Annotated in this window: 25 protein-coding genes and 2 pseudogenes; 12 read left to right on the top strand and 15 right to left on the bottom strand. The window is 54.9% G+C overall.

Going from position 1 to position 23,007, the window contains the following annotated elements:
• The 3 genes from MF6394_RS31840 to MF6394_RS31830 all read right to left on the bottom strand — a co-directional run.
• Nucleotides 1-931: Clp protease N-terminal domain-containing protein (locus tag MF6394_RS31840; RefSeq protein WP_161952189.1), on the bottom strand; the 931-nt coding region annotated here is incomplete at its 3' end.
• Between the two features lie 105 nt (nt 932-1,036).
• Entirely contained in the window at nt 1,037-1,606 is a 570-nt protein-coding gene (gene hsp20, locus MF6394_RS31835) for a small heat shock protein sHSP20 (RefSeq protein WP_034126243.1), read from the bottom strand.
• A gap of 34 nt (nt 1,607-1,640) precedes the next feature.
• Complete coding sequence (locus MF6394_RS31830) at nt 1,641-1,922, bottom strand: helix-turn-helix domain-containing protein (protein WP_016782886.1); 282 nt, start codon at nt 1,920-1,922, stop codon at nt 1,641-1,643.
• Nucleotides 1,923-2,423: 501 nt separating this feature from the next.
• Here MF6394_RS31830 and MF6394_RS34040 point away from each other — a divergent pair.
• Both MF6394_RS34040 and MF6394_RS33580 read left to right on the top strand, forming a co-directional pair.
• Nucleotides 2,424-2,687 (top strand): transposase, encoded by a 264-nt coding sequence (locus MF6394_RS34040; RefSeq protein ID WP_001446199.1) that lies wholly within the window; start codon nt 2,424-2,426, stop codon nt 2,685-2,687.
• A pseudogene (locus MF6394_RS33580) lies at nt 2,644-2,796 on the top strand (transposase domain-containing protein); the annotation flags it as partial. The gene MF6394_RS34040 and the pseudogene MF6394_RS33580, both read left to right, overlap by 44 nt.
• Nucleotides 2,797-3,086: 290 nt before the next feature.
• Here the strand turns inward: MF6394_RS33580 and MF6394_RS31820 are convergent.
• The 3 genes and pseudogenes from MF6394_RS31820 to MF6394_RS31810 all read right to left on the bottom strand — a co-directional run.
• Nucleotides 3,087-3,188: pseudogene (locus MF6394_RS31820) on the bottom strand (ATP-binding protein); the annotation flags it as partial.
• A gap of 96 nt (nt 3,189-3,284) precedes the next feature.
• Nucleotides 3,285-4,973, bottom strand: a complete 1,689-nt coding sequence (locus tag MF6394_RS31815; protein ID WP_240518114.1) for a DDE-type integrase/transposase/recombinase — start codon at nt 4,971-4,973, stop codon at nt 3,285-3,287.
• A 13-nt stretch (nt 4,974-4,986) separates the two neighbouring features.
• Nucleotides 4,987-5,814 (bottom strand): heteromeric transposase endonuclease subunit TnsA, encoded by an 828-nt coding sequence (locus tag MF6394_RS31810; protein WP_000017067.1) that lies wholly within the window; start codon nt 5,812-5,814, stop codon nt 4,987-4,989.
• A 96-nt stretch (nt 5,815-5,910) separates the two neighbouring features.
• Between MF6394_RS31810 and MF6394_RS31805 the strand changes: the two genes are divergently transcribed.
• Both MF6394_RS31805 and MF6394_RS31800 read left to right on the top strand, forming a co-directional pair.
• On the top strand, nt 5,911-6,390 hold the full coding sequence (locus tag MF6394_RS31805) for a sulfite exporter TauE/SafE family protein (protein ID WP_202971613.1): 480 nt from the start codon (nt 5,911-5,913) through the stop codon (nt 6,388-6,390).
• Nucleotides 6,391-6,670: 280 nt separating this feature from the next.
• Nucleotides 6,671-7,168 (top strand): tetratricopeptide repeat protein, encoded by a 498-nt coding sequence (locus MF6394_RS31800; RefSeq protein WP_019821370.1) that lies wholly within the window; start codon nt 6,671-6,673, stop codon nt 7,166-7,168.
• A 76-nt stretch (nt 7,169-7,244) separates the two neighbouring features.
• On the opposite strand, the gene znuA is transcribed toward MF6394_RS31800, so the two are convergent.
• Together znuA and MF6394_RS31790 are read right to left on the bottom strand one after the other, a co-directional pair.
• Nucleotides 7,245-8,234 (bottom strand): zinc ABC transporter substrate-binding protein ZnuA, encoded by a 990-nt coding sequence (gene znuA, locus MF6394_RS31795; protein WP_019821367.1) that lies wholly within the window; start codon nt 8,232-8,234, stop codon nt 7,245-7,247.
• Nucleotides 8,235-8,476: 242 nt separating this feature from the next.
• On the bottom strand, nt 8,477-9,787 hold the full coding sequence (locus MF6394_RS31790; protein WP_019821365.1) for an MFS transporter: 1,311 nt from the start codon (nt 9,785-9,787) through the stop codon (nt 8,477-8,479).
• Between the two features lie 286 nt (nt 9,788-10,073).
• Here MF6394_RS31790 and MF6394_RS33575 point away from each other — a divergent pair, with 286 nt between their 5' ends.
• Complete coding sequence (locus MF6394_RS33575) at nt 10,074-10,205, top strand: YHYH domain-containing protein (protein WP_094030665.1); 132 nt, start codon at nt 10,074-10,076, stop codon at nt 10,203-10,205.
• A 48-nt stretch (nt 10,206-10,253) separates the two neighbouring features.
• Here the strand turns inward: MF6394_RS33575 and MF6394_RS31785 are convergent, their stop codons facing one another.
• The 3 genes from MF6394_RS31785 to MF6394_RS31775 form a co-directional block, all read right to left on the bottom strand.
• Nucleotides 10,254-10,706 (bottom strand): chromate resistance protein ChrB domain-containing protein, encoded by a 453-nt coding sequence (locus MF6394_RS31785; protein WP_019821364.1) that lies wholly within the window; start codon nt 10,704-10,706, stop codon nt 10,254-10,256.
• A gap of 83 nt (nt 10,707-10,789) precedes the next feature.
• Nucleotides 10,790-12,148, bottom strand: a complete 1,359-nt coding sequence (chrA, locus tag MF6394_RS31780; RefSeq protein WP_019821362.1) for a chromate efflux transporter — start codon at nt 12,146-12,148, stop codon at nt 10,790-10,792.
• A complete protein-coding gene (locus MF6394_RS31775) occupies nt 12,141-13,085 on the bottom strand; it encodes a chromate resistance protein ChrB domain-containing protein (protein WP_078468230.1) in 945 nt (314 codons plus the stop codon). Before MF6394_RS31775 ends, chrA begins: the two co-directional genes overlap by 8 nt.
• A gap of 411 nt (nt 13,086-13,496) precedes the next feature.
• On the opposite strand from MF6394_RS31775, the gene MF6394_RS31770 reads away from it, so the two are divergent.
• Entirely contained in the window at nt 13,497-13,697 is a 201-nt protein-coding gene (locus MF6394_RS31770) for a heavy-metal-associated domain-containing protein (RefSeq protein ID WP_019821359.1), read from the top strand.
• Nucleotides 13,698-13,815: 118 nt separating this feature from the next.
• Here the strand turns inward: MF6394_RS31770 and flgB are convergent, their stop codons facing one another.
• A complete protein-coding gene (flgB, locus tag MF6394_RS31765; protein WP_019821357.1) occupies nt 13,816-14,229 on the bottom strand; it encodes a flagellar basal body rod protein FlgB in 414 nt (137 codons plus the stop codon).
• Nucleotides 14,230-14,613: 384 nt separating this feature from the next.
• Between flgB and MF6394_RS31760 the strand changes: the two genes are divergently transcribed.
• The 6 genes from MF6394_RS31760 to MF6394_RS31740 all read left to right on the top strand — a co-directional run bounded on the left by MF6394_RS31760 (nt 14,614) and on the right by MF6394_RS31740 (nt 19,503).
• The gene (locus MF6394_RS31760; RefSeq protein WP_019821356.1) at nt 14,614-14,820 is read left to right on the top strand and encodes a co-regulatory protein PtrA N-terminal domain-containing protein; all 207 of its coding nucleotides are present in this window, start codon (nt 14,614-14,616) and stop codon (nt 14,818-14,820) included.
• 217 nt (nt 14,821-15,037) lie between these two features.
• Nucleotides 15,038-17,014, top strand: coding sequence for a copper resistance system multicopper oxidase (locus MF6394_RS31755; protein ID WP_078468229.1), 1,977 nt, complete (start codon nt 15,038-15,040; stop codon nt 17,012-17,014).
• Nucleotides 17,015-17,026: 12 nt separating this feature from the next.
• Nucleotides 17,027-17,275, top strand: coding sequence for a hypothetical protein (locus MF6394_RS33570; protein WP_154502361.1), 249 nt, complete (start codon nt 17,027-17,029; stop codon nt 17,273-17,275).
• Nucleotides 17,247-18,221 carry a copper resistance protein B gene (locus MF6394_RS31750; protein WP_019821351.1) on the top strand — a complete coding sequence of 325 codons (975 nt, stop codon included), beginning with the start codon at nt 17,247-17,249 and terminating at the stop codon, nt 18,219-18,221. The genes MF6394_RS33570 and MF6394_RS31750 overlap by 29 nt, the downstream gene beginning before the upstream one ends.
• 9 nt (nt 18,222-18,230) lie before the next feature.
• Nucleotides 18,231-19,046, top strand: a complete 816-nt coding sequence (locus tag MF6394_RS31745; RefSeq protein WP_024078244.1) for a c-type cytochrome — start codon at nt 18,231-18,233, stop codon at nt 19,044-19,046.
• Nucleotides 19,036-19,503 carry a DUF411 domain-containing protein gene (locus MF6394_RS31740; RefSeq protein ID WP_024078245.1) on the top strand — a complete coding sequence of 156 codons (468 nt, stop codon included), beginning with the start codon at nt 19,036-19,038 and terminating at the stop codon, nt 19,501-19,503. The genes MF6394_RS31745 and MF6394_RS31740 overlap by 11 nt, the downstream gene beginning before the upstream one ends.
• 305 nt (nt 19,504-19,808) lie before the next feature.
• On the opposite strand, the gene MF6394_RS31735 is transcribed toward MF6394_RS31740, so the two are convergent.
• The 3 genes from MF6394_RS31735 to MF6394_RS31725 form a co-directional block, all read right to left on the bottom strand.
• The gene (locus MF6394_RS31735) at nt 19,809-20,141 is read right to left on the bottom strand and encodes a DUF2790 domain-containing protein (protein WP_032874284.1); all 333 of its coding nucleotides are present in this window, start codon (nt 20,139-20,141) and stop codon (nt 19,809-19,811) included.
• 188 nt (nt 20,142-20,329) lie between these two features.
• Nucleotides 20,330-21,961, bottom strand: a complete 1,632-nt coding sequence (locus MF6394_RS31730; RefSeq protein ID WP_158080547.1) for a TnsD family Tn7-like transposition protein — start codon at nt 21,959-21,961, stop codon at nt 20,330-20,332.
• 361 nt (nt 21,962-22,322) lie between these two features.
• Nucleotides 22,323-22,871, bottom strand: a complete 549-nt coding sequence (locus MF6394_RS31725; RefSeq protein WP_233100595.1) for a TnsD family Tn7-like transposition protein — start codon at nt 22,869-22,871, stop codon at nt 22,323-22,325.
• Nucleotides 22,872-23,007: the final 136 nt, after the last annotated feature.

The following is a 23,007-nucleotide window of genomic DNA, read 5'->3' as shown; positions in this document are numbered from 1 at the left end:
CACCGATCAACACCGGGTTGTTTTTCTTGCGCCGGGCCAGCACCTCGATGGTGGTCTCGATCTCCTGCGCACGGCCGATGACCGGATCGAGCTTGCCCTCGCGCGCCATCTTGGTGAGGTCGCGCGAATACTTGTCGAGTTCTGGCGTGTTGGTCGGCGTCTCGGCGCGGCCATCCTCGGCGCCTTTGCCGACCACCTTGCTGACCTGTTGGCGCAGCGCCTGCGGCGTCAGGCCGTAGCGGCGTAGCAGGTTGGCGGCCAGCCCTTCGCCTTCCTCGGTCAGACCGATCAGGAAATGCTCCGGACCGACATAGGAATGGCCGAGTTCATTGGAGGCCACGAAGGCGCGGCTGAGCGCATCCTTCACGCGCGGCGACACGCCGATCTCGCCCTCGAACGGCTTGTCCCCGCGCTTGGCCTCGGACTCGATCTGCCGCTTGAGGTCATCGACCTTGATTTTGAACTGACCCAGGATGGTCTTGACCACGTCGCTGTCGGCCAGCGCCAGCAGCAGATGTTCGGTATCCACCTCGGAGCGGCCAAATTCGGCAGCGTGTTTGGCGGCCTCTTGCAGCAGGGCTTCCGACTGTTCGCTGATGCGGCTGGCCAGCCCACTGCCGCGCCGGCGCGGTGCACCCGAACCTGCGGCGGCGGGTTCGCCAAACACGGCATCGACCACGTCATCGGTATCGGCGGCAAAGGGCGTCGCGTCGTCGCCGATGCGGAAGAAGTCACTGCCGAGGAAGTCCTCGAACAGGCCGCTGCGCGAGCCGAACAAGGCTTCCAGCGGCGAGACGGTGCGCTTTTGCTGGCGCACCAGTTGGCGGTAATGGTCGTCGCACAACAGCATGGTGCTGTGACGCCCGTTGAGATTGGCTTCCACCCGCACGGTGGCGGGTTGGCCGCAGACCTGGCATTGTTTTCTGGCCATGCTGATGCTCCTGAGCAGGTTGACAAGGTTGAGGCGACGAGGCATCGCGAGCCGCGACACCTCGTCTCGTACCGGGTTTTTCTTGTGACGAACGAGCCGGCGACGTCAGCTGTTGATCGGGATCGAACGTCCCTGCTTCGGCGCGCTGACCTCGCGCTTGTCGATCGTGACCGTGAGCACCCCGTTCTTGAACGATGCCTTGATCGAATCCTGATTGGCGTCGTCAGGCAGGTTCAAGGCGCGGTGAAAGCTGCCGTAGGTGCGCTCCACACGGTGGAAGCCACCTTCCTTCTTCTCCTGTTCCTGGCGCTTCTCGCCACGCACCACCAGCACGTCGTTGTCGAGGGTGATCTGGATGTCCTTTTCCTCGACACCGGGCACTTCCAGGGCAATCTTGTACTGCTTGTCGGTTTCCTGGATGTCCAGGGCCGGCTTCAGCATGCCCGACCAATCGGATGGCAGCCGCGGCATGGCCAGCGCCGGAAAACCGAAGCCCCGGAACGCGTCATCGAACAGCCGGTCGATCTCGCGATGCAGTTGCAGGATCGGGCTGACTGGCCCGCTCGCCGCTGGCAGGTCATTGCGCTGCACCGGCAGGGAAGAGGCGGTCTGCTGCTCTTGCTGCTCGTTCTTGAACCAGTTCCAGGGAGCCAACTTCTTGAAATCGATGTCCATGTCATACCTCCAGAAAAATTGAAAAACGAGTTACTCAAGCCCTTTGCCTGCTGCGACGGGCAGTGCGCCCAGGCGACACGGGCTGCTCGGATGACTTCTGCTGTTCACGCTTGCGCATCACCTCCTTCTTTGCTCCGGCTCGGGTCTGATCATTGATCCACTGATCGATTTCACTTTGACGAAACCGCCACGTCCCGCCCACCTTGAAAGCCGGAATTTCCCCGTGCGCGGCGAGCCGATAAAGCGTCCGCTTGCCGACTTTCAAGTACGCAGCCAATTCATCGAGCGTGAAAATCACCTGTAGGTGCGCTTTCATCTCACCCTCTCCAATCGCGTCGCTTTGCGGTTCCGGCCAAGGAAATCCTTGCAAGACTTTGCAAGATATTGCGCTTACCAGGACAAACTTCAAGAGTCAATGTACAGCGATCTCCCGCCCCATTGATGCAGGTCAACTGCTCAGGCAAGGCGCAGCGGGGCGGCCTGATCAGGCCATGGACAGCGCCTGGCTCGTCAGCCTGCGTGTGCCACAGGCGCCTCGATCAAACACCGATCCTCACGTTGTAGCCGAGTGCCCGCAGCCCCTTGCTCGTCTGCATGTTCCTTGGCGGAAACTCGTCTGGGCGCGCCCAGCCGACGCTTTCCCCGAGGCTGCTCAGGCCAACGTGCGGAATTGCCCAGTCGTCGCTGCGGATCGCGTTCCAGAGTCGGGCCGAAACACTTCCGTTGCCCCAGACAGCGTAGTTCAACAGTATCCGTCCGGCCAACACACCTTCCCGACACCGCCGCCGAAGGCCATGGCCCATCAAGCGGATTTTCCATGCCCCCTCAGCGCCGTACCTACAGCAAATCTTTCAAGGCCCAGGTCATTCAGGAGTGTTCTGAACCCGGTGCCTCCATCGCAAACATCGCCTTGGGCTACAGCCTCAATGCCAACCTCGTCCACAAATGGATTCGGCTGCATACCCAGAAAACCACGGCTATCCAGCCAGCGTTCATCCCGTTGCCTTCTCAAATGCTCGGCGCGGGATCGCATGCTCAAGTGCGCTGCTGCGATCATGAGTTTGATCCAGTCGGCCCGTAATAATGGGCACGATCCGTATGCCTATCTCAAGGATGTGCTGACACGGTTGCCGACGCAGCGGGCGAGTGAGATTGCAGAGCTGCTGCCGCATAGGTGGCATCCGGCATAGTCGCGCAAGACGGTTTGCCCGCACGCTTACGTTCAACAGCTCAAGCACCGTCCGCCCTTCGCGGGATCGTTGCCGCCAGAGCCACACGCCGAACTTTTCCACCTTGTCGTCGCCGGCCTGCGGTCAGTCAGGCAAGCCCAGGTGCTCGTTTTCCTGCTTGATCGCGTGGTCTCGGATCGCGTGCACCCGGGAAACGGCATCCACGAACTGCCACCATCTCTTAGCTTGGCGGGGTCAAGCCAGCCGGGATGCCCGGACGGTTACGCTGGTCCGCGCCCAGTTGCAGCACCAAGGTCGGCCGCAGTGATGAAGCGGGTCTTGATGCCGCACTGCGCCGCCCGATAGCGCAGTGCGATGGCCAGATGCGTCTTGCCGACTCCCAAGGGGCCTATATCGCCTTGGCACGGCTCCGGGCAGTTTCGGGGAGGCTGCACGCAGTGCGCGACAAGATGTATCGCAGCCGAACTGCGGTGTATTCTGCAATCAGCCTAGGGCCGCGCGTATCCGCTGCTTCCAGTCGAACACCCGGGCATGGTTGGCCCCAGGTGAGCTTTCTTTCGGGTGATGCACAGAGTGCAAAGGCTCACAGTACTTCGCCATGGTGCCTGGCCTCGGTGAAACCAACCCTCCCTGATTGCTTCCTGGCAGGTGTAGAAGCAGCCGAACAGCCTGATTCCCAGCTCCGAAACCGTGGCCGACTCATGGGGCAAGAGATTTATCCGCACCAGCTCCTCGGGCGCAGTACGTAACCGGCCGGTCAAGTTGGCCAAGCCCCAGTTCCACAGCATGACCGGGATGGCTGGCAGATCGCCCGGCATACCAGAGGTTCTGTCGTATTTGCTCAAGGTATGAAAGTTGTTGTGGTAGAGGATGCCGGCAATGATGATCTGGGTGAACTCGGGCAAGGTCAGACTGGCATCAAGTCTGTAGTCGTGGCCACCCCGCTTCCGGCTGGTGGTGTCCTCGACCACACCGCTGGCATAGGGCTTGAAACGCTCCTGCACCGTCCGGAAATAACGCTCGACGATCCCCTTGGCATCTCCTCGCCTGGCCGGTGCATTCTCGATGCGAACGCCGAAGGCTTGGGAAAATGCTTCCACCTTGGTGCCATTCAGTTCGCCCTTATCGGCCAGCACCACATCCGGCAAGCCTTTGACCGGCCAGTCGCTGGCATCGATCTCCACGCTATACTGGCGGCAATACTCAACCTTGTCGGCGACCGTGTTGGCCAATGCCACCATGGCACTGACCCAGGAAGGTCCCTCGAATCCGACGTACATACCAACGACCATGCGGCTGAACACGTCGATCACCATGTAAACGACAGGCCTGCCGACGATAAGGCTGCGATCATGTTCTGAAACCAGATAGATATCGGCGATGGTGGCATCGATCTGGTAGCGGTATCCGGGCCCCAGTGCCTCGGTCGTCGATGTACTGCTGAGCGGTCGGAAGTCCTTGGCAAAATCCACTGCGGACACCCTGCATGGCAAGGTGTCGGTGAAGTGATATTCGCGCCCATAGAAGTAACGGAACTGCCCCAATGTAGGCAGTTCGAAGGTCGGCAGCTCCGTCAGAACAGCACGGAGCAGATTCAGCCCGGCGGCGTAGGCATCAGGAATGGACGGATGTTTTTCCTTGAGCAAACGTTCCTCGATGACCCGGCGAAAAATGCGCTCGATGTCCGGCGTGACATTGCTCCCTTTCCCCTCCATCACCACTCTAGGCCTGCCCAGCTTGGCCTGGTTCGGCTTTCTGCGCTTGCCACGGGCGCCCGAGTTGACATAGTCCGGCAAGAGGGCATTCCTGCACATGCCTCGCTGCCAGTAGCGCCTCAGTAACCTATACACCGTCTGATTGGTGACACCATGGCGCTCCATGATGCCTCTGACAATGAGCCCTCTGGGGCGCCGCACGAAAAGCTGGGGGTCGTGCACAAAATCCGCCAGCATTCCCCAAGCTTCATCACGCTTCTGCTGATCAAGGGAACCTTCCTCAACCTCCCGTAGGACTGTTTCCTCGAAGGGATCGGCAATGCTCTCCAGCTCCCGCTCCATGATCAGACGCTCCAGCTCTACAATCGATATCGGTTCGGGCAACGCCGTGTCCGAATCGATATCGATCCAGATTGCCTGCTCGGTACCGGACCAAAGCAGGCGCTTTCGCAGTTCCCCCATCCGGAACACCTGATTAACGGGCAACACTGCTCAGCTCCTGATGCATTTGATGAGAGTTGGCAACCAGGTCTTTCGGCTTCAGCTCCCGGTAAGGAGTGTCAAGATCGAAAAGGAAACAGTGCCGGGCCAGCAACTGGCGTAGCCAATAGAGCGCCTGACCGGCCTCCAGCTGGCCGGAGGTATCCAGTCCTTGGGCAATAGCGGTCAGCTTCCGGTCTGGGTGACGCTGAAACTCGAGCAGAAACAGCTGCTGGTAATGGGCGAGATCGTCCTGAGCGATGTCGCCTTCAGCATGGGCAGGATAGAGCCATTGGATATTGGCAAATGCCACCTTGGATACCTCGCGCTCAGTGACGATGACCCAGGGAATACCTTTTTCCTGCCAGTAGCGCCTTTCAAGCTCAAGCCTCTCGATAACTTCAGGCTTCTGCAGGTCGGTACTGTACTTGGCCTGAATCGCGATGCTCGGGCGCTGAGGATCTTCGAAATCCACCAGAAAGTCGCTGGTCAGTACCTGCGGGGTACCCTTGTAACAACCGTGGGGCAGGCCAAGCTCCTCGGCGATGCGCACCGTATCTTCGACCCGCATCGGAAACTGTTCACGGATATCGGTGACATGGGGAGACCGATCCAAGGTCAGGAAGATGGCCAGTTCAAGATCGGATAGAAGATGGTGTAAACGCCGGGTCTTGCTGCCAGGCAGGCGGTGGGAGCGACCCAGCGAGGACACGTCCCTGGTGTAGATGAACGGCTTGTAGTCTGATCCCTGGCCTTGGCCACGCCCGTCCTTGAGCCTTCTATCGATCTGGGCCTGGGTCAGCCCCTTGAATGTTCCAGACATGAGAAAGCCTGCCCCCGCTGTGTCGATGACCTCAACATAGCGGATGCAGGCTCAGAATGAAACTTTATTTATACGGACGATACTTTATTTATACGGATGAACCTTTATTTGCATCCCACAGCAGTGCTGCTCGTAGGCATCGCTGTTGCTTTGCTGTTCGGCCATGAGGCAAGCGCAACTGGGGTCGCCCTGCTTCAAGGCGAGACACTGGCTATAGTCGGGATCGTGGTTGGCTTCGGTATCGGAGTAGTTGCTGCATTGATGGGGGTTGCTGGCGGTGAGTTGTTAATACCCACAATCGTTCTACTATTCGGTGCTGACATCAAGCTCGCTGGCAGTCTTTCACTTGCTGTGAGCCTGCCCACAATGATTGTGGGTTTCACGCGATACAGCCGCGACCAGAGCTTTTCGATAATCCGCGCTCAACGGCCATTCATACTGGTCATGGCAGCGGGTTCCATCATAGGAACATTCATCGGCGGGCAATTACTAGGTCTGATCCCGACAACATATCTCCTCCCGTTGCTCGCCGCCATTCTCCTGATTTCCTCGGTAAAAGTATGGCGTCATAGTTGAACTTTGACTCGGCCGCTAAGGGAAAGGCACTCGCCCATGAACCGAATTTACTGGTCTGGCCAAAAACCTCAATTTAGTAGTACCTGAGCGCACGGCAACCTTGGGCCGCCCTTGTGGTTCGCACTTATGCGGCGGCAATTCTTCAATTTCACTCGCTCGCGGTAGAGGAGGCCACGCCAGCACATCCCTTAAGTAGGTATACGGATCATGGCTTAAAGGTGACGGGTGGATTCTTTGCTAGGATTATCGATAGTGCTCCAAGACAAAATCAGGATTCGCCATGCACGCCCGCCATGTACCAGTTTACCTTGTGCTGCTTGGTGTTCTGAACACGGTCTATGCAGGTTTCGATGAAGGTTTCTCGGCTTTTCAGCGAGGAGATTTCACCGCCGCTTTACGTGAATGGCGACCTTTAGCTGAACAGGGCAACGCTGCCGCACAATCCAACCTCGGAATGATGTACGTCCAGGGCAAAGGCGTGCCGCAGGACTTCAAGGAGGCCATCAAGTGGTATCGCCTCGCTGCCGAGCAGGGGGCAGCCCTCGCTCGATCCAACCTCGGAGTGCTATACGCCAATGGTTATGGGGTGCCGCAGAATCACGTGGTAGCTTATGCGCTCTTTAGCCTGGCGGCCGCGAGCGCTCCTGACAGCATTGCGTTAGAAGAGCGCGATAGGATTACCGCTTCAATGACGCCACAAGAGATTGAGGCCGCGCAGAAGCTGACGCAGGACATGTCTGGCAATCCCATCAAAGCCATAGATGCGTATCTTCACTGAAAAGGCGATGACCTATGGCCCGAAATATTGTGCCGATCATCATCCAGTTCGGCTCAATCGTATGCATAATTCCATTTCAAAGTTGATCAAGACACCCAGCAAGACCATCGCTGAGATTCATCAGCAATTGCTCGTAGTTGTTGGACAAGGGTTTTAGACCAAAGCCCAGCGCATCTAGTTCGGCAAAATGCACTGGCAGGCCATCGCTCAAGGTTTGCGCCAGACGTGGACGCATGGGTGGTTCGCTAAATATACAGGTAGGTCCAGCAGCCTTGAGGCGCTCTCGCATCTCTGCGACGTGGCGTGCACCAGGCGGGACCTCGGCGTTGATTGCGAAAACTCCAGTGTGCTGCAATCCGTAGGCCTCCTCAAAGTAGTCGAAAGCCTGGTGGAAGACGAAGAACGGTTTGCCTTCCAGCGGCTTGAGGCGCGCTTTTAGTTTGATATCGAGGGTTTTTAAGCGTTGCTCGAAGGCATCCAGATTTGCTTGGTAGCGAGCGGCATTGCCTGGATCGACAAGAGCCAGATCCGAAGCCATGTGTTTGGCGATCAACCGTGCATTCTCAGGTCTCAGCCAGAGGTGGGCATCCAGTGCACCGGGTCGATGAAGTTGGTCATGATTATCGACCTGCAATTCTGTTGCCTGCTCTTTTGCATCATGCCCCTCAGATTGATCTCCGACAGGCTCGTCGTCATGTCGATGCTCCTCGCCAAAATGCCTTAGGTGCAGCCCCTGCATGTCCTGCACAGCCACGCTCTTGCCCTTTCGGCCCTCAAGTACGGTAGGCAGAAAGCCCTCCAAGTCTGGCCCGATCCAGTAAACCAGGTCTGCTTCTTTTACCTGACGCAAGTCCGAAGGACGTAACGTGTAATGGTGAGGTGAAGCACCGGCTGGTAGTAACACATCAGGTGTCCCGACACCGTCCTGCACGGCCGCAGCAATGAGTTGCAGCGGTTTGATGCTGGTTAGAACACGGGGTTCGGCGAAGGCCGAGGCGGCCACCAACCAAGTCAGGGTCACGGCGGGCAAAAGGGAAGAGAGGCGAGGCAAGGCGGCATCACTCATTGATTTTTATAGTTACATAATAACATACCGATCAGCCGGCATGTTCAAGTCGATCCGTGAATTCTGGATTGAGCGATGGAGTGCATATCTGCCGTTGCTTTGCAGCACGCAGTACTCCCACGGCAGTGCTTCGAGGAACCGGCCTGCTCCAGGCTGACTTTCAGGGCGAGCTGGTCTCTTCAGATTTTGGCGGCCAATCATGCAGTTTGCCTGGAGCAGCCTTAAAGCAGGTGTTGACGCGGTTACCTATTCGGCCAGCGACGATGTTGATCATCAATGACATATGGATGTTCATGATCGGTGCCGCTGTGTCCGTCCAGGTGAGTATGGTCATCCGACAGATTCTCATGGCTGTGCCTGATACTCTCTTGATCATGGGCCGGACGCCAGATCACGATGCTGACCGCCAATGCGCTACCTGCCACGACAACGAGCCCAACAAACGAGGCCGTGAGGCTGATGTTGGCACCCAGCCATCCCGCCAATGGGTAGGTAATCAACCAGCAGGCATGGGATAGCGCAAATTGGGCGGCAAACAACGCCGGGCGATCTTCGGCATGTGCAGAGCGACGCAACAGTCGACCGCTCGGAGTCTGGGCCAAGGAGTAGCCCACCCCAAGCACCATCCACAGCGGCAGCAGAAAGTTGTAGGTGGTCAGGTTGATGCCAACCGCTAAGCCTGCGACCAATATGCCTCCGCCAAACAGCATGGCCGTTCGGTCTTTGATGTTTTTCAACAATCGAGGCAAGACCAGGGCAGCGACCATCGAGCCGCCACCAAACGCAGCCAGCGCTAATGCCGTAGAACTCTGAGGCAGAGCGAAGCGCGACTGCACCAGCACTACGGTGTTGACGATGACCATTGCACTAGCAGCCGCTACCGTCAGATTGAGAGCCAGCAGCCCCCGCAAGCGAGGAGTGGCCAGGAATATGCGCAGGCCACGAGTGGTTCGTTCGTAGATGCTGCGTCGTGGCGTCGGTTTCGCCTTTGGCAGGAGTACTGTGGCGACCAAGGCCGCTGAGGCAAGGAACCCGATGACGGTGCCGGCGAACAGGTTATGGAAGCTGATCACGGTCAGCAACGCGGCGGCGAGCATTGGGCTGGCGACACTTTCAAGATCGTAGGCGAGACGTGATAGCGACAAGGCGCGGGTGTAATCGTCCTCATCCGGCAGTATGTCTGGAATGGTCGCCTGGAACGTCGGAGTGAACGCTGCCGAGGCGGACTGAAGGACGAAAATCAGCACATAGATTTGCCAGACTTCGGTCACGAACGGCAACGCCAGTGCAACCACGGCACGTATCAAATCCAGCGAGACCAGCATCGCTCGACGGGGTAGGCGTTCTGCAAAAGCGGCGGCAATCGGCGCCACGCCGATGTAGGCCGTCATTTTAATCGCCAAGGCTGTACCGAGGACGGCGCCCGCTTGGGCGCCCGCAAGATCGAATGCCAGTAGCCCCAGCGCGACGGTGGCGAGTCCAGTCCCTACGAGCGCGATTACTTGGGCGAGAAAGAGATGACGGTAGGTGCGGTTGGCTAGGATTTTCAGCATGAGAAATCTCACATGGAGAGGCGTGTGACCACTAGATTGTCGAGCATTTCTCGAAGAAAGAGAGCAACGAGTTTCTCGTTTATAGATGTTCTTATATCCTCCCTAGGGGGATATCACAACATCCTAAACTAGAGGCGGGGACAGCTCAAGAAATAGGCACTCAGCCTTTCATCGAATGTCAGGGAAACAGCGAGGAAGTTGCTTGCTCGATGAAGGCAATTGGCCATACTCTGCAAGGCGTGAGAGGTCTCACGAGTATAAAAACATGAGCATGGAGCAAGCCCTGATGAAACTGTCTGCCCTTTTGATCGCCGCTTTACTTTCGATTTCGTCCGCTGCTGCCTTCGCGCATAGTGGTGGTACTGATTCAAAAGGTTGCCATCGCAACCATAAAACGAACGACTACCACTGCCACTAAACGGCAAAAGCCCAGCGCTAGGCTGGGCTTCAGTGCGAGCTGGTCTCTTTACATTTGAGGAGGCCAGTTGTGCGATTCACCTTGGCATTCCTTGCACCAGGCATAAAGCGCGTCGTACAGGATCAGTCCATGCGAAAGCATTTCATGATCATCGGAATATCGCTGCGACAGCCCCAGTGAGATGGCGTACAGCCCAGCCGATTGTGGCGTCAGATCCAGACGAGAGGTATCTGCTCCCCGCACGATCTTCGCGAGCTGCTGCAAGGCGGGCTCATTGAGCTGGTACTTCTTCACAAACGCGTCGAAGCTGCACAACTCACCCTCATGGGTAAGCTCTACGCCCGGAATGTCGTAGGGTGTCGCATCTTTCTCAGCTGCAATCCGCAGCACATCACCGCTGGGTACGTACAAGAACTCGGCCTGTGGATCGATAAAGCGAGTGATCAGCCAAGGACAAGCAACCCGATCGATCTTGGGTCGTTCACGGGTAATCCACCTCATGGAACACCTCCTGCCTAGCTCAATAGGCTGGGTGGTCAGGCGAGCCCAATGCCCGCCAAAGATTGCTAATCAATTCATGCTTTCTAGCGCAGCAAATGCACAGCCAACCCGACGAGCGCGCAGGCCATCAGTACCTGAATGACGCCTCGCTTGAAGCGGAACAAGGCAATCGCCGCAGCAATCGCGATCAACGCGGAGGGCCAGTCCAGGTTACCGCTGAAGCCTTTCGGCCAAAGTACGTGATAGCCGAAGAAACACGCCAGATTGAGGATAACTCCCACCACCGCCGCCGTAATGGCGGTAAGGGGTGCCGTGAACTTGAGTTCGTTGTGGGTCGACTCCACCAGCGGGCCACCCGCGAGGATGAACAGGAACGATGGTAGAAAGGTGAACCAGGTCACTAGGGCGGCGGCCACAGCTCCCGCCAGAAATACTTGATCGGCACCGAATACTTGCAAGACATAGGCCCCGACAAAGCCGACGAAAGCCACCACCATGATCAGCGGCCCTGGCGTGGTTTCCCCCAGAGCCAGCCCGTCGATCATCTGCGTCGGGGTTAGCCAGCCATAGTGACCGACCGCGCCTTGGTAGACGTATGGGAGCACTGCGTAGGCTCCGCCAAAGGTCAGTAATGCCGCCTTGGTAAAGAACCAGCTCATCTGGGTCAAGGTTCCTTCCCAACCAAAGAGGGCGGTCAAAATCCCCATCGGCAAAGCCCATAGCACGGCGCCGATCAGTGCGAGCGATGCCAATTTCAACCAGCTGAACCGGGCATGTTCCGGGGACGGAGTGTCGTCATCGATCAAGGCTGGGCCGAAGGACTTTTTGGCGGCGCTATGCCCCCCAGCTCTGAACTTCTCGGGAGCCAGGCGACCTCCGACATAGCCGATTAACGCGGCCCCCAAGACGATCAGCGGGAACGGAACATTGAATGCAAAGATCGCGGTAAATGAAGCCGCCGCTATTGCCCACAGCCAATTGTTCTTCAATGCCCGAGAGCCGATTCTATGTGCCGCCTGCACCACGATGGCCGTTACGGCGGGTTTGATCCCATAGAAAAGTCCGGCCACCGCGGGGACATCGCCAAAGGCGATATACATCCACGAAAGAGCGATCAGGATGAAAAGTGAGGGCAGTACAAACAAAGCACCCGCAATAACTCCGCCCCAGGTTCGATGCATTAGCCAGCCAATGTAGGTTGCTAACTGCTGAGCTTCAGGCCCAGGCAACAACATGCAGTAATTGAGGGCATGCAGGAATCTGCGCTCGGAAATCCAGCGTCGCCGTTCCACCAGCTCCTGGTGCATGATCGAGATCTGTCCGGCTGGCCCGCCGAAACTGATGAAGCCGAGCTTCAGCCAGAACCAGAACGCCTCACGCAGACTAATCGGTTCAGGCCTCGACATATCCTCTTCAACCTCTGGTGCCAAAACCTTACTCATTGGGTTGCTCCTCTTTCACGAACCCGGCGAGCAGGCCATCGAAGATGGCACTTGCAGCTGCCAGCAGATGGTCGTCATGGGTAATGGTTTCACGTAGCCCTGCCAGCACCCGTTCGATACCGGCAGCCTCCACCGGCTGGATACCTCCGATATCGAGGTAGTGCACCAATGCGGCGATACGGTTTAGGCCGGGCTCTTGAAGCTCAAAACTGGCTTGTAGGGTTTCGAAGGTGACGCGGTTACCAACATGGCTGAAGGTTGCGTCATCGAAATCAAAACCCAGGGCACCGACTGGACAGTCCTGTGGCGTGTTCAGCCAGAGGATCTGAGCTTGCGCGTCAATGAAGCGACGAATGAGCCAGGCACACGCCAGTCGGTCGACCCAGGGACGCTTGCGTGTTGCCCAGACGCGTCCCTGATAATCATCAACATAGAGTGGCGTTATTGTTTGGTTGCTGCTGTGTGGCTCATCCGGAGACAGGGCCCTGCTAACCGCTGTCTCTAGCTCCTGCAAAGCCAAATTAATTTGCTGCTTCGGCTTACCTGGAAAGTAATCGATGTTGACCAGTTGTTCGTAGGCTTTGCGCAGCTTGCGAATCTGCTTGGTGGTGGCCAGTGCGTTCTCAGCATTGAGCTGTGCACGGCATGCTTCGATCTCAGTGCGTAGCTTGGTGTAGTCCTCGCTACGGTCGAACAGCTCGACAAAGCGCTCACCGTGAGAATCGACGACGGGCAAGACGTAAGCGGTGCCGTTGATGGCCAGGATGTCGCGTTCGACAGACGCTAACGCTTCACGACAGACACCGGTATCAGGCAGCAGGTAAGCACCATCGCGCAAAACTGCCGCACCTGAAGCTTTCAAAGCGCGCCAAGCCCGCATGCGTTCGGTGGCATTAGCGGTGGGTAAGCCAAGAATCAGAGTCAGCCAATTTTTCATGTAGAGATAGCTATTTAATATGTAGTCAGTATTACATTACTCCTAATCTTGGCGTTTGGAAAGCCGCCCTATAGAGCTAGGGTTTTGGCGAGACCAACTGGAGAAGGGGTTGCGAAGGCAGGGTTAATAGGTGCTGTGCGTGTTGGCCTGTCAGTCAGGCTTTCAAGCTTCAGACGTTCGTGATGAGCGTCCGGTTTTGGCCGTTCTCTGCCGGTCATGGCCAAGAAGCGTACTGGTCGAATCCGATGCAAATGGCTGGTTAGGTCAAATGCAAAAGGGTGGTCCAGACTGTGCAATTACCCATGAATGACGCTCACAACCCGAAACAGATAACTATTGACCTTGCCATCGTGTCAACGTTGATGCTGTCGGTGCGGTGAAAAGAGACCGCTCAGCACGAGAGGAATAACCATGTTCGTCTTAGATGTATCAGGCATTGGTTGCGGCAGTTGCGTCAGCAAAATTACCAAAGCGATTCAGTCACTGGACAACGAAGCTACGGTTTCCGTGGATCGGTCAGCCGGTAAGGTGAGTGTTGAAAGCAGCGAAAGCCCAGAGCAGATTCGTAAAGCTGTCGAGGCGTTAGGTTTTCCTTCTCAGATCAGCGCTTGAATGCTGACACCTGCCCCTAGTCAGAGCCCCGTATGCAGGGGGCTCCCCTTGGTGAACCCTCAGGGAGTACCGAAGCAGCCGCGTCGGCCACAATTACCGCTCGCAAGCCCTTGCGCTACTAATCACCTCGCAGAGCTTTGAGCAAACCTTTGAATGCTCCATTCAACCGAGTAAAAGCGGCGTCGAAACGTATTCCATTTTCTGTGTATTTTGCGACCTCGACCTGCTGATCGACAGTATTTTGATCAATGGCAGGTTGAGCTGGTGTGCTGTAAAGCAACGCACCTCCGTAAATATCACCTGCTGATTCTTTTTCGGTAACGTGTTTTACATTTGTTGTTTTCAAATAAAACGGAGTAGCAGGAGTTTCTGTTGTCTGGCTTGCAAGCACAGTAGAAAAATCTAAGTCTCGGGCCTTGAAGTTCGGCGTATCAGCGTTTGCGATATTGTTACTCAGGATCTCAGCTCTTTGACTACGATAAATTAACGCTCTTTCTGCGAAGCCAAGCGCTTTCTCAAAATTAATACTCACGCTAAATCACCCTCAGTAGCGCTACTATTTCCCATGAACATCGAACACTTAAGTGTTGACGCGGTGCATCCAGGTTCAGATATGCAGTTCCAGTAAAGAAACTAAAAAAACATCTTCCCCTTGAAAGTTAACGGAAACTTACAAAGTCACGCACCTCAAACTGATACTCAGTAAATAGCGGTGTGACGCTGGAAGATCGAGACCTTACGGATTAAATAGCGTGTTCCTCAAGAGAAATATCGCAACCTGACACAACTGTAATATTCACCTAAGGTTCCTGACAGGGGATGAGTCTTATAGTCCTATTGAGCCTTAAGCTCACCCCTAAGAATCATCACTTGATGTGGATTCGGGGGTTACCAATACTCATCCGAGGAAATTCAAATGAACCCCATCAAAACTTTGTTCGTCATCGCAGCCCTGACCGTCTCTTCTTTGGCAATGGCTGAAGGCGGTGGTGACCGGGCGTTCGCACGTATGGAAGCGGCTAGGAATAATTCAATGGAATCGTATCAAGTAGCCCAAAAGCAAAGCACCCAACCTCCCATCGCAGAAAGCCAAGCCAAATCGACGGACCACAAGAATTGCTGAATAGCTTGCTGCGCTCCCAAGCTGACAGAAATGTAATCACTGTGGTGGTTCAAATGTGGCAATTTCTGAGCTCGCTTGCCGTAAGAACTCGTTTTTAGTGACGGCGAGCGAGCTCATTCGGGCTCATTACACCCCCCGAGAGAGTGCCTTCACCTGTTTGAGCAACTCATTGGTTGTTTCGCACGGCTTCCCTTTTGACTGATCGGACATAAACGGCATGCATTCCAAAACCTCTAGGCGGACATTCGTTAAAGGCCTGGCCGCTGGTGGCATTCTCGGCGGCCTGGGTCTGTGGCGCACTCCTGTATGGGCAGTGACCAGTCCTGGTCTGCCGAGCGTTCTCACCGGTAACGAATTTGATCTGTTTATTGGTGAAACCCCTGTAAACATAACTGGCTCGCCGCGCACAGCCATGACCATCAATGGTTCGTTGCCCGGACCTTTGCTGCGCTGGCGCGAAGGCGAGACGGTCACACTGCGTGTGAAAAATCGCCTAGACCAAGACACCTCCATTCATTGGCACGGGATCATTCTGCCCGCCAATATGGACGGTGTACCGGGTTTGAGTTTCCATGGCATCGCGCCCGATGGCATGTACGAGTACAAATTCAAGGTGCATCAGAACGGTACGTACTGGTACCACAGCCACTCTGGTTTGCAGGAGCAGGCAGGCGTTTACGGTCCAATCGTCATCGACTCGAAAGAGCCTGAACCTTTTCAATACAACCGCGATTATGTGGTGATGTTGACTGACTGGACCGATGAAGATCCTAGTCGCGTCATGGCCAAGCTCAAGAAGCAATCGGACTACTACAATCACCACAAACGTACCGTGGGCGACTTTATCGACGACGTCAGCAAGCAAGGTTGGTCTGCTGCCGTGGCCGACCGGAAGATGTGGGCTGAAATGAAAATGAACCCCACTGATCTCGCAGACGTCAGTGGGGATACTTACACCTATCTCATGAATGGCCAGGCGCCTAACGGTAACTGGACCGGTATTTTCAAGCCGGACGAGAAGCTGCGCCTGCGCTTTATCAACGGCTCAGCTATGAGCTATTTCGACGTCCGCATCCCTGGTTTGAAAATGACCGTTGTGGCGGCTGACGGCCAACATGTCGAACCAGTCAGCGTCGATGAATTCCGCATCGCCGTGGCAGAAACGTATGACGTGATCGTAGAACCTGCCAGCGAAGAAGCTTACACAATCTTCGCCCAGTCCATGGATAGAACCGGTTATGCACGTGGAACCTTGGCAGTTCGCGAAGGATTAAAGGCACAGGTACCTGCGATCGATCCTCGGCCGCTTTTGACCATGGATGACATGGGTATGGGCGGTATGGCGGGCATGGACCATGGCAGCATGGCTGGTATGGGCGGCGGCGATATGAAACAAGGTGACATGTCAGGCATGGCGGGCATGGACCACAGCAAAATGGCGGGAATGGACCAAAGTGACATGACCGGGATGACCGGCATGGACAGCGGTGACATGACTAACATGGCCGGTATGGACCACAGCAAGATGGCGGGAATGGACAAAGGCGACATGTCCAACATGGCCGGCATGGACCACAGCAAGATGGCGGGAATGGACAAAGGCGACATGTCCAACATGGCTGGCATGGACCACAGCAAGATGGCAGGGATGGGCGGTATGGGTGGCGAAATGCAAACTCACCCAGCGTCCGAAACCAACAACCCGTTGGTTGACATGCAAGCCATGAACCCAACGCCCAAGCTAAACGATCCAGGCATCGGGTTACGAAACAATGGTCGTCGAGTGCTCACCTACTCAGACCTGAAAAGCACCTTCCAAGACCCTGACGGTCGCGAGCCCAATCGCACCATTGAGCTTCATCTGACCGGTCACATGGAGAAGTTTTCGTGGTCCTTCAACGGCATCAAATTCTCTGACGCCGAGCCGCTTCGTCTGAAGTATGGGGAGCGTCTGCGTATCACCCTGGTGAACGACACCATGATGACCCACCCCATCCACCTTCACGGCATGTGGAGCGACCTTGAAGATGAGAACGGCAAGTTCATGGTGCGCAAGCACACAATCGACATGCCACCAGGTACCAAGCGCAGCTATCGAGTCACCGCCGATGCCTTAGGTCGCTGGGCCTATCACTGCCACCTGCTTTTCCATATGGAAATGGGCATGTTCCGTGAAGTACGGGTTGATGAGTAAAGGAGACGATCTGTGAGCACATACCTAAATCGTAAATCGCTGGTCGGTTGCCTCTTTGCCGTCGGCTTGATGGGTGGACTCTCGTCCGTGGCGCTGGCAGTCGAAGATAGTAGTGTTCATTCACCTGCTACTCCTGCGGAAGCAACGAGCAAGCCTCCAACTGCGACAAACGAGTCAAAGCCCGATCACGGGTCAATGGATCACAGCAAGATGAGCCATGAGTCGATGGATCATGACCAAAAAACCAAAAAGGCAGATTGAGATCATGACCAGTAAGTTTTTACGCCCAACGTTGATAGCACTGGCAGTCTCTACCAGTCCTGCTTTCTTTGTCGTGGTTCACGCCGCTGAAGAGATGGATCACTCCAAGATGGACCACGGCTCAATCGGAGCTATGGACCATAGCAAGATGGGGGCTATGGATCACAGCAAGATGAGTATGGATGACGGGCAAATGGACGGAATGGAAAGTATGGATGGAGGGGCGACTACCACCAGTCGAACCCCAGTCCCCGTACTTACCGACGCTGACCGTGCAGCCGCCTTTCCAGATGTCGCTGGTCATGGTGTCCACGACAAAAAACTAAATTCCTTCATGCTGCTGGATAAATTTGAGTACCAGGATGCTGACAACGGTAGTGCATTGGCCTGGGATGCAAAAGGATGGATCGGCGGTGACGTTGACCGACTGTGGTTGCGCTCGGAAGGCGAACGTACCAATGGCGTAACGGAAAACGCTGAACTCTCAGCACTTTGGGGGCACTCCATCGGTCCATGGTGGGATGTCGTCACCGGCGTACGACAAGACTTCAAACCCGGGTCACCACAAACTTGGGGAGCGCTCGGTATTCAGGGCATGGCCCTCTATAACTTTGAAGCCGAAGCGACCGCCTACATCGGTGAGAACGGTCAAACCGCTGCTCGATTGGAAGGCGACTACGACATTCTGCTGACCAATCGCCTGATCTTGCAGCCGACGGCCGAAGCCAATTTTTACGGAAAAAATGATCCCCAGCGCGGCATTGGGTCTGGATTGGCAAACACCGAAGTAGGGCTCCGATTGCGTTATGAGATTGTTCGCCAATTTGCCCCTTACATTGGTGTTAGCTGGAGCCGCTCCTACGGCAATACGGCAGATCTGGCCAGCGATGAAGGAGAGGATGCCAACGAGGCCCGGTTTGTCGCCGGTATTCGGATGTGGTTTTGAGGGCCTGACATGAAAAGAACATTGAAAACATTGACTGCTGCCGGGGTGGTTGCCGCAATAACAGGTGCCGGCGTGGTTTATTTTGGTGTGATCAATGTTGGGGCGGATGAACCACATTCCGATCCCGTTTACGCGCTACTTTCCACCGCTCGGGATCGCTCGATCGAAGTGCGCTCACGCGACATTAAAGTCCCCGACCTGAGCGAAGAAGCTCTCATCCGCGCAGGTGCTGGCAACTACAACTCTATGTGCATCGGTTGCCATCTGGCTCCGGGTATTGCAGGAACCGAGTTAAGTAATAGCCTTTACCCTGCACCTCCGAATCTTTCAAAACTGGGCGTTGATGGAAACCCTGCCGCAGCTTTCTGGATCATCAAGCATGGAATCAAATCCACAGGCATGCCCGCTTGGGGTAAAAGCATGGCCGATCCCTACATATGGGGAATGGTCGCTTTTCTCCAGCAACTGCCTTCATTGGATGCAGAGCAATACAAAGCTCTAGCAACCAGCAGCGGTGGTCATCAACACGGTGGCGGTGAGAGCAAAATGCATAACCATGAAGGCCAGCATGAGGGCCAAAAAGGCGTTGTCGCGGGGCATCATGACGCGAGTGCAGCCGAAGAGATAGCCGAAGCAGGCGACCATCATGGCGAGAGAAACAGCGCTCATGCCCATGAGGCGGCCGCAGCGCCTTCTCAGGATGAAAGTACCGAACACGCCCATCCTCAGGTTGTGGAGGCTTCACATGACGCCCCTGAAACTCCGGCCACTCAGCCAAAAACTCATACCCACGCTGATGGGAAGGAACATACCCATGCGAAATAACTTTCTTCGTCCCGGTCGGGCACTTCGCCTCGCTGCATTTGCGGCTCTGTTTATCAGTTCAGCTGGTCATGCAGCAGAGTCGCTGACGATCGACGTCCATCGTGACGCTAACTGTGGATGCTGCAAGAAGTGGATCCAGCACCTTGAAGCTAACGGCTTCACCGTCGTTGATCATGTAGAAACCAACATGAGCGCGGTCAAGCAGGATCTCGGTGTTGCTCCACGACTCTCGTCCTGCCACACAGCAATGATCAATGGAAAGTTTGTTGAAGGTCACGTGCCCGCCGAGCAAATCATTGCGATGAGCAAACGTGACGACCTTCTCGGGATCGCCGTTCCTGGCATGCCGGCCGGCTCCCCAGGAATGGAAGTGGACGGGAAACATGACGCTTATAAGGTAATCGGCTTGTCCAAAGCAGGCACAGACCACGTCATTGCTGAATACCCCGGAAACTGATCTTCTAATCTTGTTCCTGCATGGTCAGGGTCATGGCAGTGCAGAGGACATAGCTCATTTTGAACGTAAAAAAGGCGCCACTAGGGCGCCTAAACCGCCTCCCAAACCAAAGGAGAAACAAGGAGGCGGGATGTATCTGGTGGTTGAGCAATACTTCACTGCGCGTTAGAAACCTTTCAACTGACAGAGATGATTTCATAAAATGGATAACTTCAGCCTGTCCTGAAAATTACTTCTACGTCAGCGGGCAGTAAGCTTGTTCGGACAAACGGAAAATTATGTTGCGCTTAAATAATTTGCATGGTCTAGCTTCCATGTGGGCAGTTGTCGGCCATAACCTTATATTCCACGGTGTTAAGCTTGCCGGTAGAGTCTTCGTAGGTCATGCGCGAAGGAGCAATACCACAGGTTTTATTGGCTTGTGTGACACTGACGACCTTCTGGATATCGAGGTTCATACCATATTCATAATGAACAATTTCAGGAGGTGTCTTACCATTTCTTGAGGCGTATTGTTCCATTGCCTGTTGGTTCTCTTGCATCATTCGACCATAAACGCGGTCACCGCCTCCCTCAGCCATGGCCAAAGCAGATAAGGTCAAAATAGTAGCGGCAAAAAATCCTTTCATTGCTGTCATTGCTTTCATAATTATCTCCAGAGCTCAATTATTTCTGAGTTAAAGAGTAACAAGTGAAAGCTTTCAGAAAGCTGCCGCGAATGTTACTAATGTGAAAGGTGGACCCTGCTCCGCGTCTACGCTTAGGAGCCAGATGGGATTTTTATTATCACCTGAGGTTGGCAGACGCTGACGGAATACAGATGCCCTCAAAAGCTTATTGGAACCGGTGGTCCCTCCCAATTCCTCGATACGCCGGTAGATCTGAGCAAGGCCTCCGCGTCGACTCCGGTTCTTGCCAAGCTTTCCAGATCCCACTCGAAGAAACTGGAAAAAACCAGGAAAACCTTGCTTGCTACCGCTGAGGTCAATCTTACCGTCGAGTAATTCACCGGGAGCTTCATCCTGATGAGTTCAGAGACAGTCCACACCAAAGTTCTTAGACGGAAATGCCATACTGACTCTTGATGAATCTTGATCTGTTGATAAGTAAGGGGAAACTTCTGCTTGCGCAGATCCAGTTCATGAGGTAACGAACTTGGGAGCAGCGATTGCAAATTCCGAATGTTCACTCTCTTCGGATCTTTCGTAACTTTGTATAGCTCATCTACGCCCGCTTCGATAAGGGCTGCATACGCGCCGTCTCTAGAGTCGACAGACTTCTCGGCCGTAACTGCAACTTTTTTAGGTGCACGGAGTTTTGCCATTAACCATGCGTTATCATTTTCTAGAATCCATTGCGTAGGTTTGTACGCTTTCTTCCAGAGGTACTCGACATCGGCGTCGGCACGTAGCGCTAAAAGCAACTCAATTTTTTGGCGATATCTAGTTTTTTGGTTAGGATGCGATTCTTCGCCTTTGGGAACTCGCGGAGAAATAGAGGCACTCAGCAGGATAGACTCATTCTTCAGAGCCTCTTCAAAGTCATCTGCACTGGAAAACAAATGAAGAGCAATGATCAAATGCCGCGCGAGCGGCATATTTAGCTGACCTTTGTCTGATTTGAGCCGGATCCATTGCTCATGCTTCCCGGTGTTATAGGCTGGATCAATCTGCGACAAAAGCTCATCGCCGTAAGCGCTTTGGATGCTGTCGAATAGTTTTGCGATACCCGCATTTTTTCCGAAAATGAATCCGCGTTTCTTGCATTGGCGGACGTAGCACGAACTTAATACCGTACTGCCTATCGGAGGAATATTGCGTTGCAAGATATCGTGTGCGAACAGGGCGACTTTCTGTTCCAGATTTGAGCCCTTGTGAGTCGCTGCGCTGTTTAAGGGGCTCCAGCCGCACGCGCATGGCTCAGTCAGATTGGGAAGTAGCTTCAATTTTCGGTAGAACGGGCGAGAGCACTCGGGGCAGGCATGGATCAATGCGTCGCCATGACGCCAACAGACGGCAACACCGGGTATCTGGTGAGATCGATGCCAGTAGGCAGAACCCCGATCAATCAAATCCTCCTGAACGCAGGTAGGACAAAGCTTAGCCTTGCCATGGGTGGACTCTTCTCTGCGGGGCACCCGTACCACCCCGTCATAACCGAGCGGTCCTACGTTGTTCTCCGGACCCTGCTTAACCCCAAGAAAAGGTCGGTAAGCAGGAAAAGTCGTGTTGCTACTGATCAGCTCTGCGAGATTGCTCTCCGATTGCCCCGGCAGCCTGTGGGCGAGCCTCTCGATCTGCTTGGGTACGATGCCACCAATGCAAAAGGGTTTCGATGCGAACAAATCGCGGTAGGTTTCTGTCGCGGTTCTATTGCCTGACAGATAGTGATAGCGGGTGACACGAGAGTGCAGCATTTCATCCGGCATCGATACGGGGAAAAATAATAGATCAGACATCATTTACCGATTAAAGGTAGGGCTCGAAGAGAACGTGCATCCGAGGGCAGTATATATGCAACCCGTAAAATTCTGTATCCGGCCTGGATTTGGAAATGACACAGCCGCTCAACTTTGAATCGTAGTGAATTCATTTAAACCCTGCCGCGACCGTACTCCTTGAATACAACACACGTATCGATAACCCGCGTAGGTCAGCCCATGGCGATTGCTCGCAGGTTAGTACATTTTACTTGCTGATCGTGATCATGCGTATTCCGGACCTATTCTGGAAGGTGCAAATTTTCATTAACAGAAAAACAATGTGTTCACGGTGAATTAATTCAGAACGTTTTTTAGATGGAGGGAATGGCGGGCTGGATTACAGCGTGGGCCGAATGCTCGCGACCCGGTAGAGCGAAGAACGTGATACAGGCTTGCCCTCCGAGAGCAATTTGCGTCTAGCCCATCGCAGACGCCTATCGTGAAAGCCTTCGATTGATTCACATACTTTGTCGAGCATTGCTGCACAGAGAGGAAGCTTGCAGAGCTGCTTTTCGAAGCGAGACAGAACATGAAGCTCCCGGCCAATTCTGGTACGCGAGATGCGGACAGGCTTACCCGCAAGAGCATAAAGCGCTTCAGCACACTGACGGACTTCTTCGGCCAGTCTCGCATCGAGGGCAGCGAACATTTCGGCGCTATTTAGACGGGGCGTACGATGGGGGCTTGGGTTTACAGTTGACTCCGAAAGCCACTGCCTATCGTGGCGATACAGCCACGCATACCCCCTGCATGCATGTGCTTTGTAAAAGCGATAATCAGCCTCGAAAGCCGCGCGTCTTGCGCATAGCTCAATGTGAAATCGTGCCTCCCTCCAAGCACCTTGCCCGCCGGCTACATTTCGGATGTGACGATAGACATACGCCAATGAAACGCCTAGGGAAACTCTGAAAAAGACTTTCTGATTTGGCAAAATACCGCGACCCCACCCACCGAGTTTCCCGATGAAGCAGATGACCTTCGCCGACGCCGAGTACGCTGGCAAGCGCAAGCAAACCCGCAAG

This window comes from Pseudomonas sp. MF6394 (assembly GCF_002018845.1).
In the GTDB taxonomy this organism is placed as follows: domain Bacteria; phylum Pseudomonadota; class Gammaproteobacteria; order Pseudomonadales; family Pseudomonadaceae; genus Aquipseudomonas; species Aquipseudomonas lactis.
This window is presented reverse-complemented; position numbering and strand designations above follow the sequence as displayed.

Coding starts and splice junctions, on each gene's coding strand:
- MF6394_RS31735 (WP_032874284.1), bottom strand. CDS start 20,141: ATGACAGCAATGAAAGGATTTTTTGCCGCTACTATTTTGACCTTATCT.
- MF6394_RS33575 (WP_094030665.1), top strand. CDS start 10,074: ATGAAACTGTCTGCCCTTTTGATCGCCGCTTTACTTTCGATTTCGTCC.
- MF6394_RS31775 (WP_078468230.1), bottom strand. CDS start 13,085: ATGAAAAATTGGCTGACTCTGATTCTTGGCTTACCCACCGCTAATGCC.
- MF6394_RS31830 (WP_016782886.1), bottom strand. CDS start 1,922: ATGAAAGCGCACCTACAGGTGATTTTCACGCTCGATGAATTGGCTGCG.
- MF6394_RS31755 (WP_078468229.1), top strand. CDS start 15,038: ATGCATTCCAAAACCTCTAGGCGGACATTCGTTAAAGGCCTGGCCGCT.
- znuA (WP_019821367.1), bottom strand. CDS start 8,234: ATGAGTGATGCCGCCTTGCCTCGCCTCTCTTCCCTTTTGCCCGCCGTG.
- MF6394_RS31800 (WP_019821370.1), top strand. CDS start 6,671: ATGCACGCCCGCCATGTACCAGTTTACCTTGTGCTGCTTGGTGTTCTG.
- MF6394_RS31760 (WP_019821356.1), top strand. CDS start 14,614: ATGAACCCCATCAAAACTTTGTTCGTCATCGCAGCCCTGACCGTCTCT.
- MF6394_RS31745 (WP_024078244.1), top strand. CDS start 18,231: ATGAAAAGAACATTGAAAACATTGACTGCTGCCGGGGTGGTTGCCGCA.
- MF6394_RS31805 (WP_202971613.1), top strand. CDS start 5,911: ATGAACCTTTATTTGCATCCCACAGCAGTGCTGCTCGTAGGCATCGCT.
- MF6394_RS31785 (WP_019821364.1), bottom strand. CDS start 10,706: ATGAGGTGGATTACCCGTGAACGACCCAAGATCGATCGGGTTGCTTGT.
- MF6394_RS31730 (WP_158080547.1), bottom strand. CDS start 21,961: ATGTCTGATCTATTATTTTTCCCCGTATCGATGCCGGATGAAATGCTG.
- MF6394_RS31750 (WP_019821351.1), top strand. CDS start 17,247: ATGACCAAAAAACCAAAAAGGCAGATTGAGATCATGACCAGTAAGTTT.
- hsp20 (WP_034126243.1), bottom strand. CDS start 1,606: ATGGACATCGATTTCAAGAAGTTGGCTCCCTGGAACTGGTTCAAGAAC.
- MF6394_RS31790 (WP_019821365.1), bottom strand. CDS start 9,787: ATGCTGAAAATCCTAGCCAACCGCACCTACCGTCATCTCTTTCTCGCC.
- MF6394_RS34040 (WP_001446199.1), top strand. CDS start 2,424: ATGCCCCCTCAGCGCCGTACCTACAGCAAATCTTTCAAGGCCCAGGTC.
- MF6394_RS31740 (WP_024078245.1), top strand. CDS start 19,036: ATGCGAAATAACTTTCTTCGTCCCGGTCGGGCACTTCGCCTCGCTGCA.
- MF6394_RS31770 (WP_019821359.1), top strand. CDS start 13,497: ATGTTCGTCTTAGATGTATCAGGCATTGGTTGCGGCAGTTGCGTCAGC.
- MF6394_RS31810 (WP_000017067.1), bottom strand. CDS start 5,814: ATGTCTGGAACATTCAAGGGGCTGACCCAGGCCCAGATCGATAGAAGG.
- MF6394_RS31815 (WP_240518114.1), bottom strand. CDS start 4,973: ATGGGGGAACTGCGAAAGCGCCTGCTTTGGTCCGGTACCGAGCAGGCA.
- chrA (WP_019821362.1), bottom strand. CDS start 12,148: ATGAGTAAGGTTTTGGCACCAGAGGTTGAAGAGGATATGTCGAGGCCT.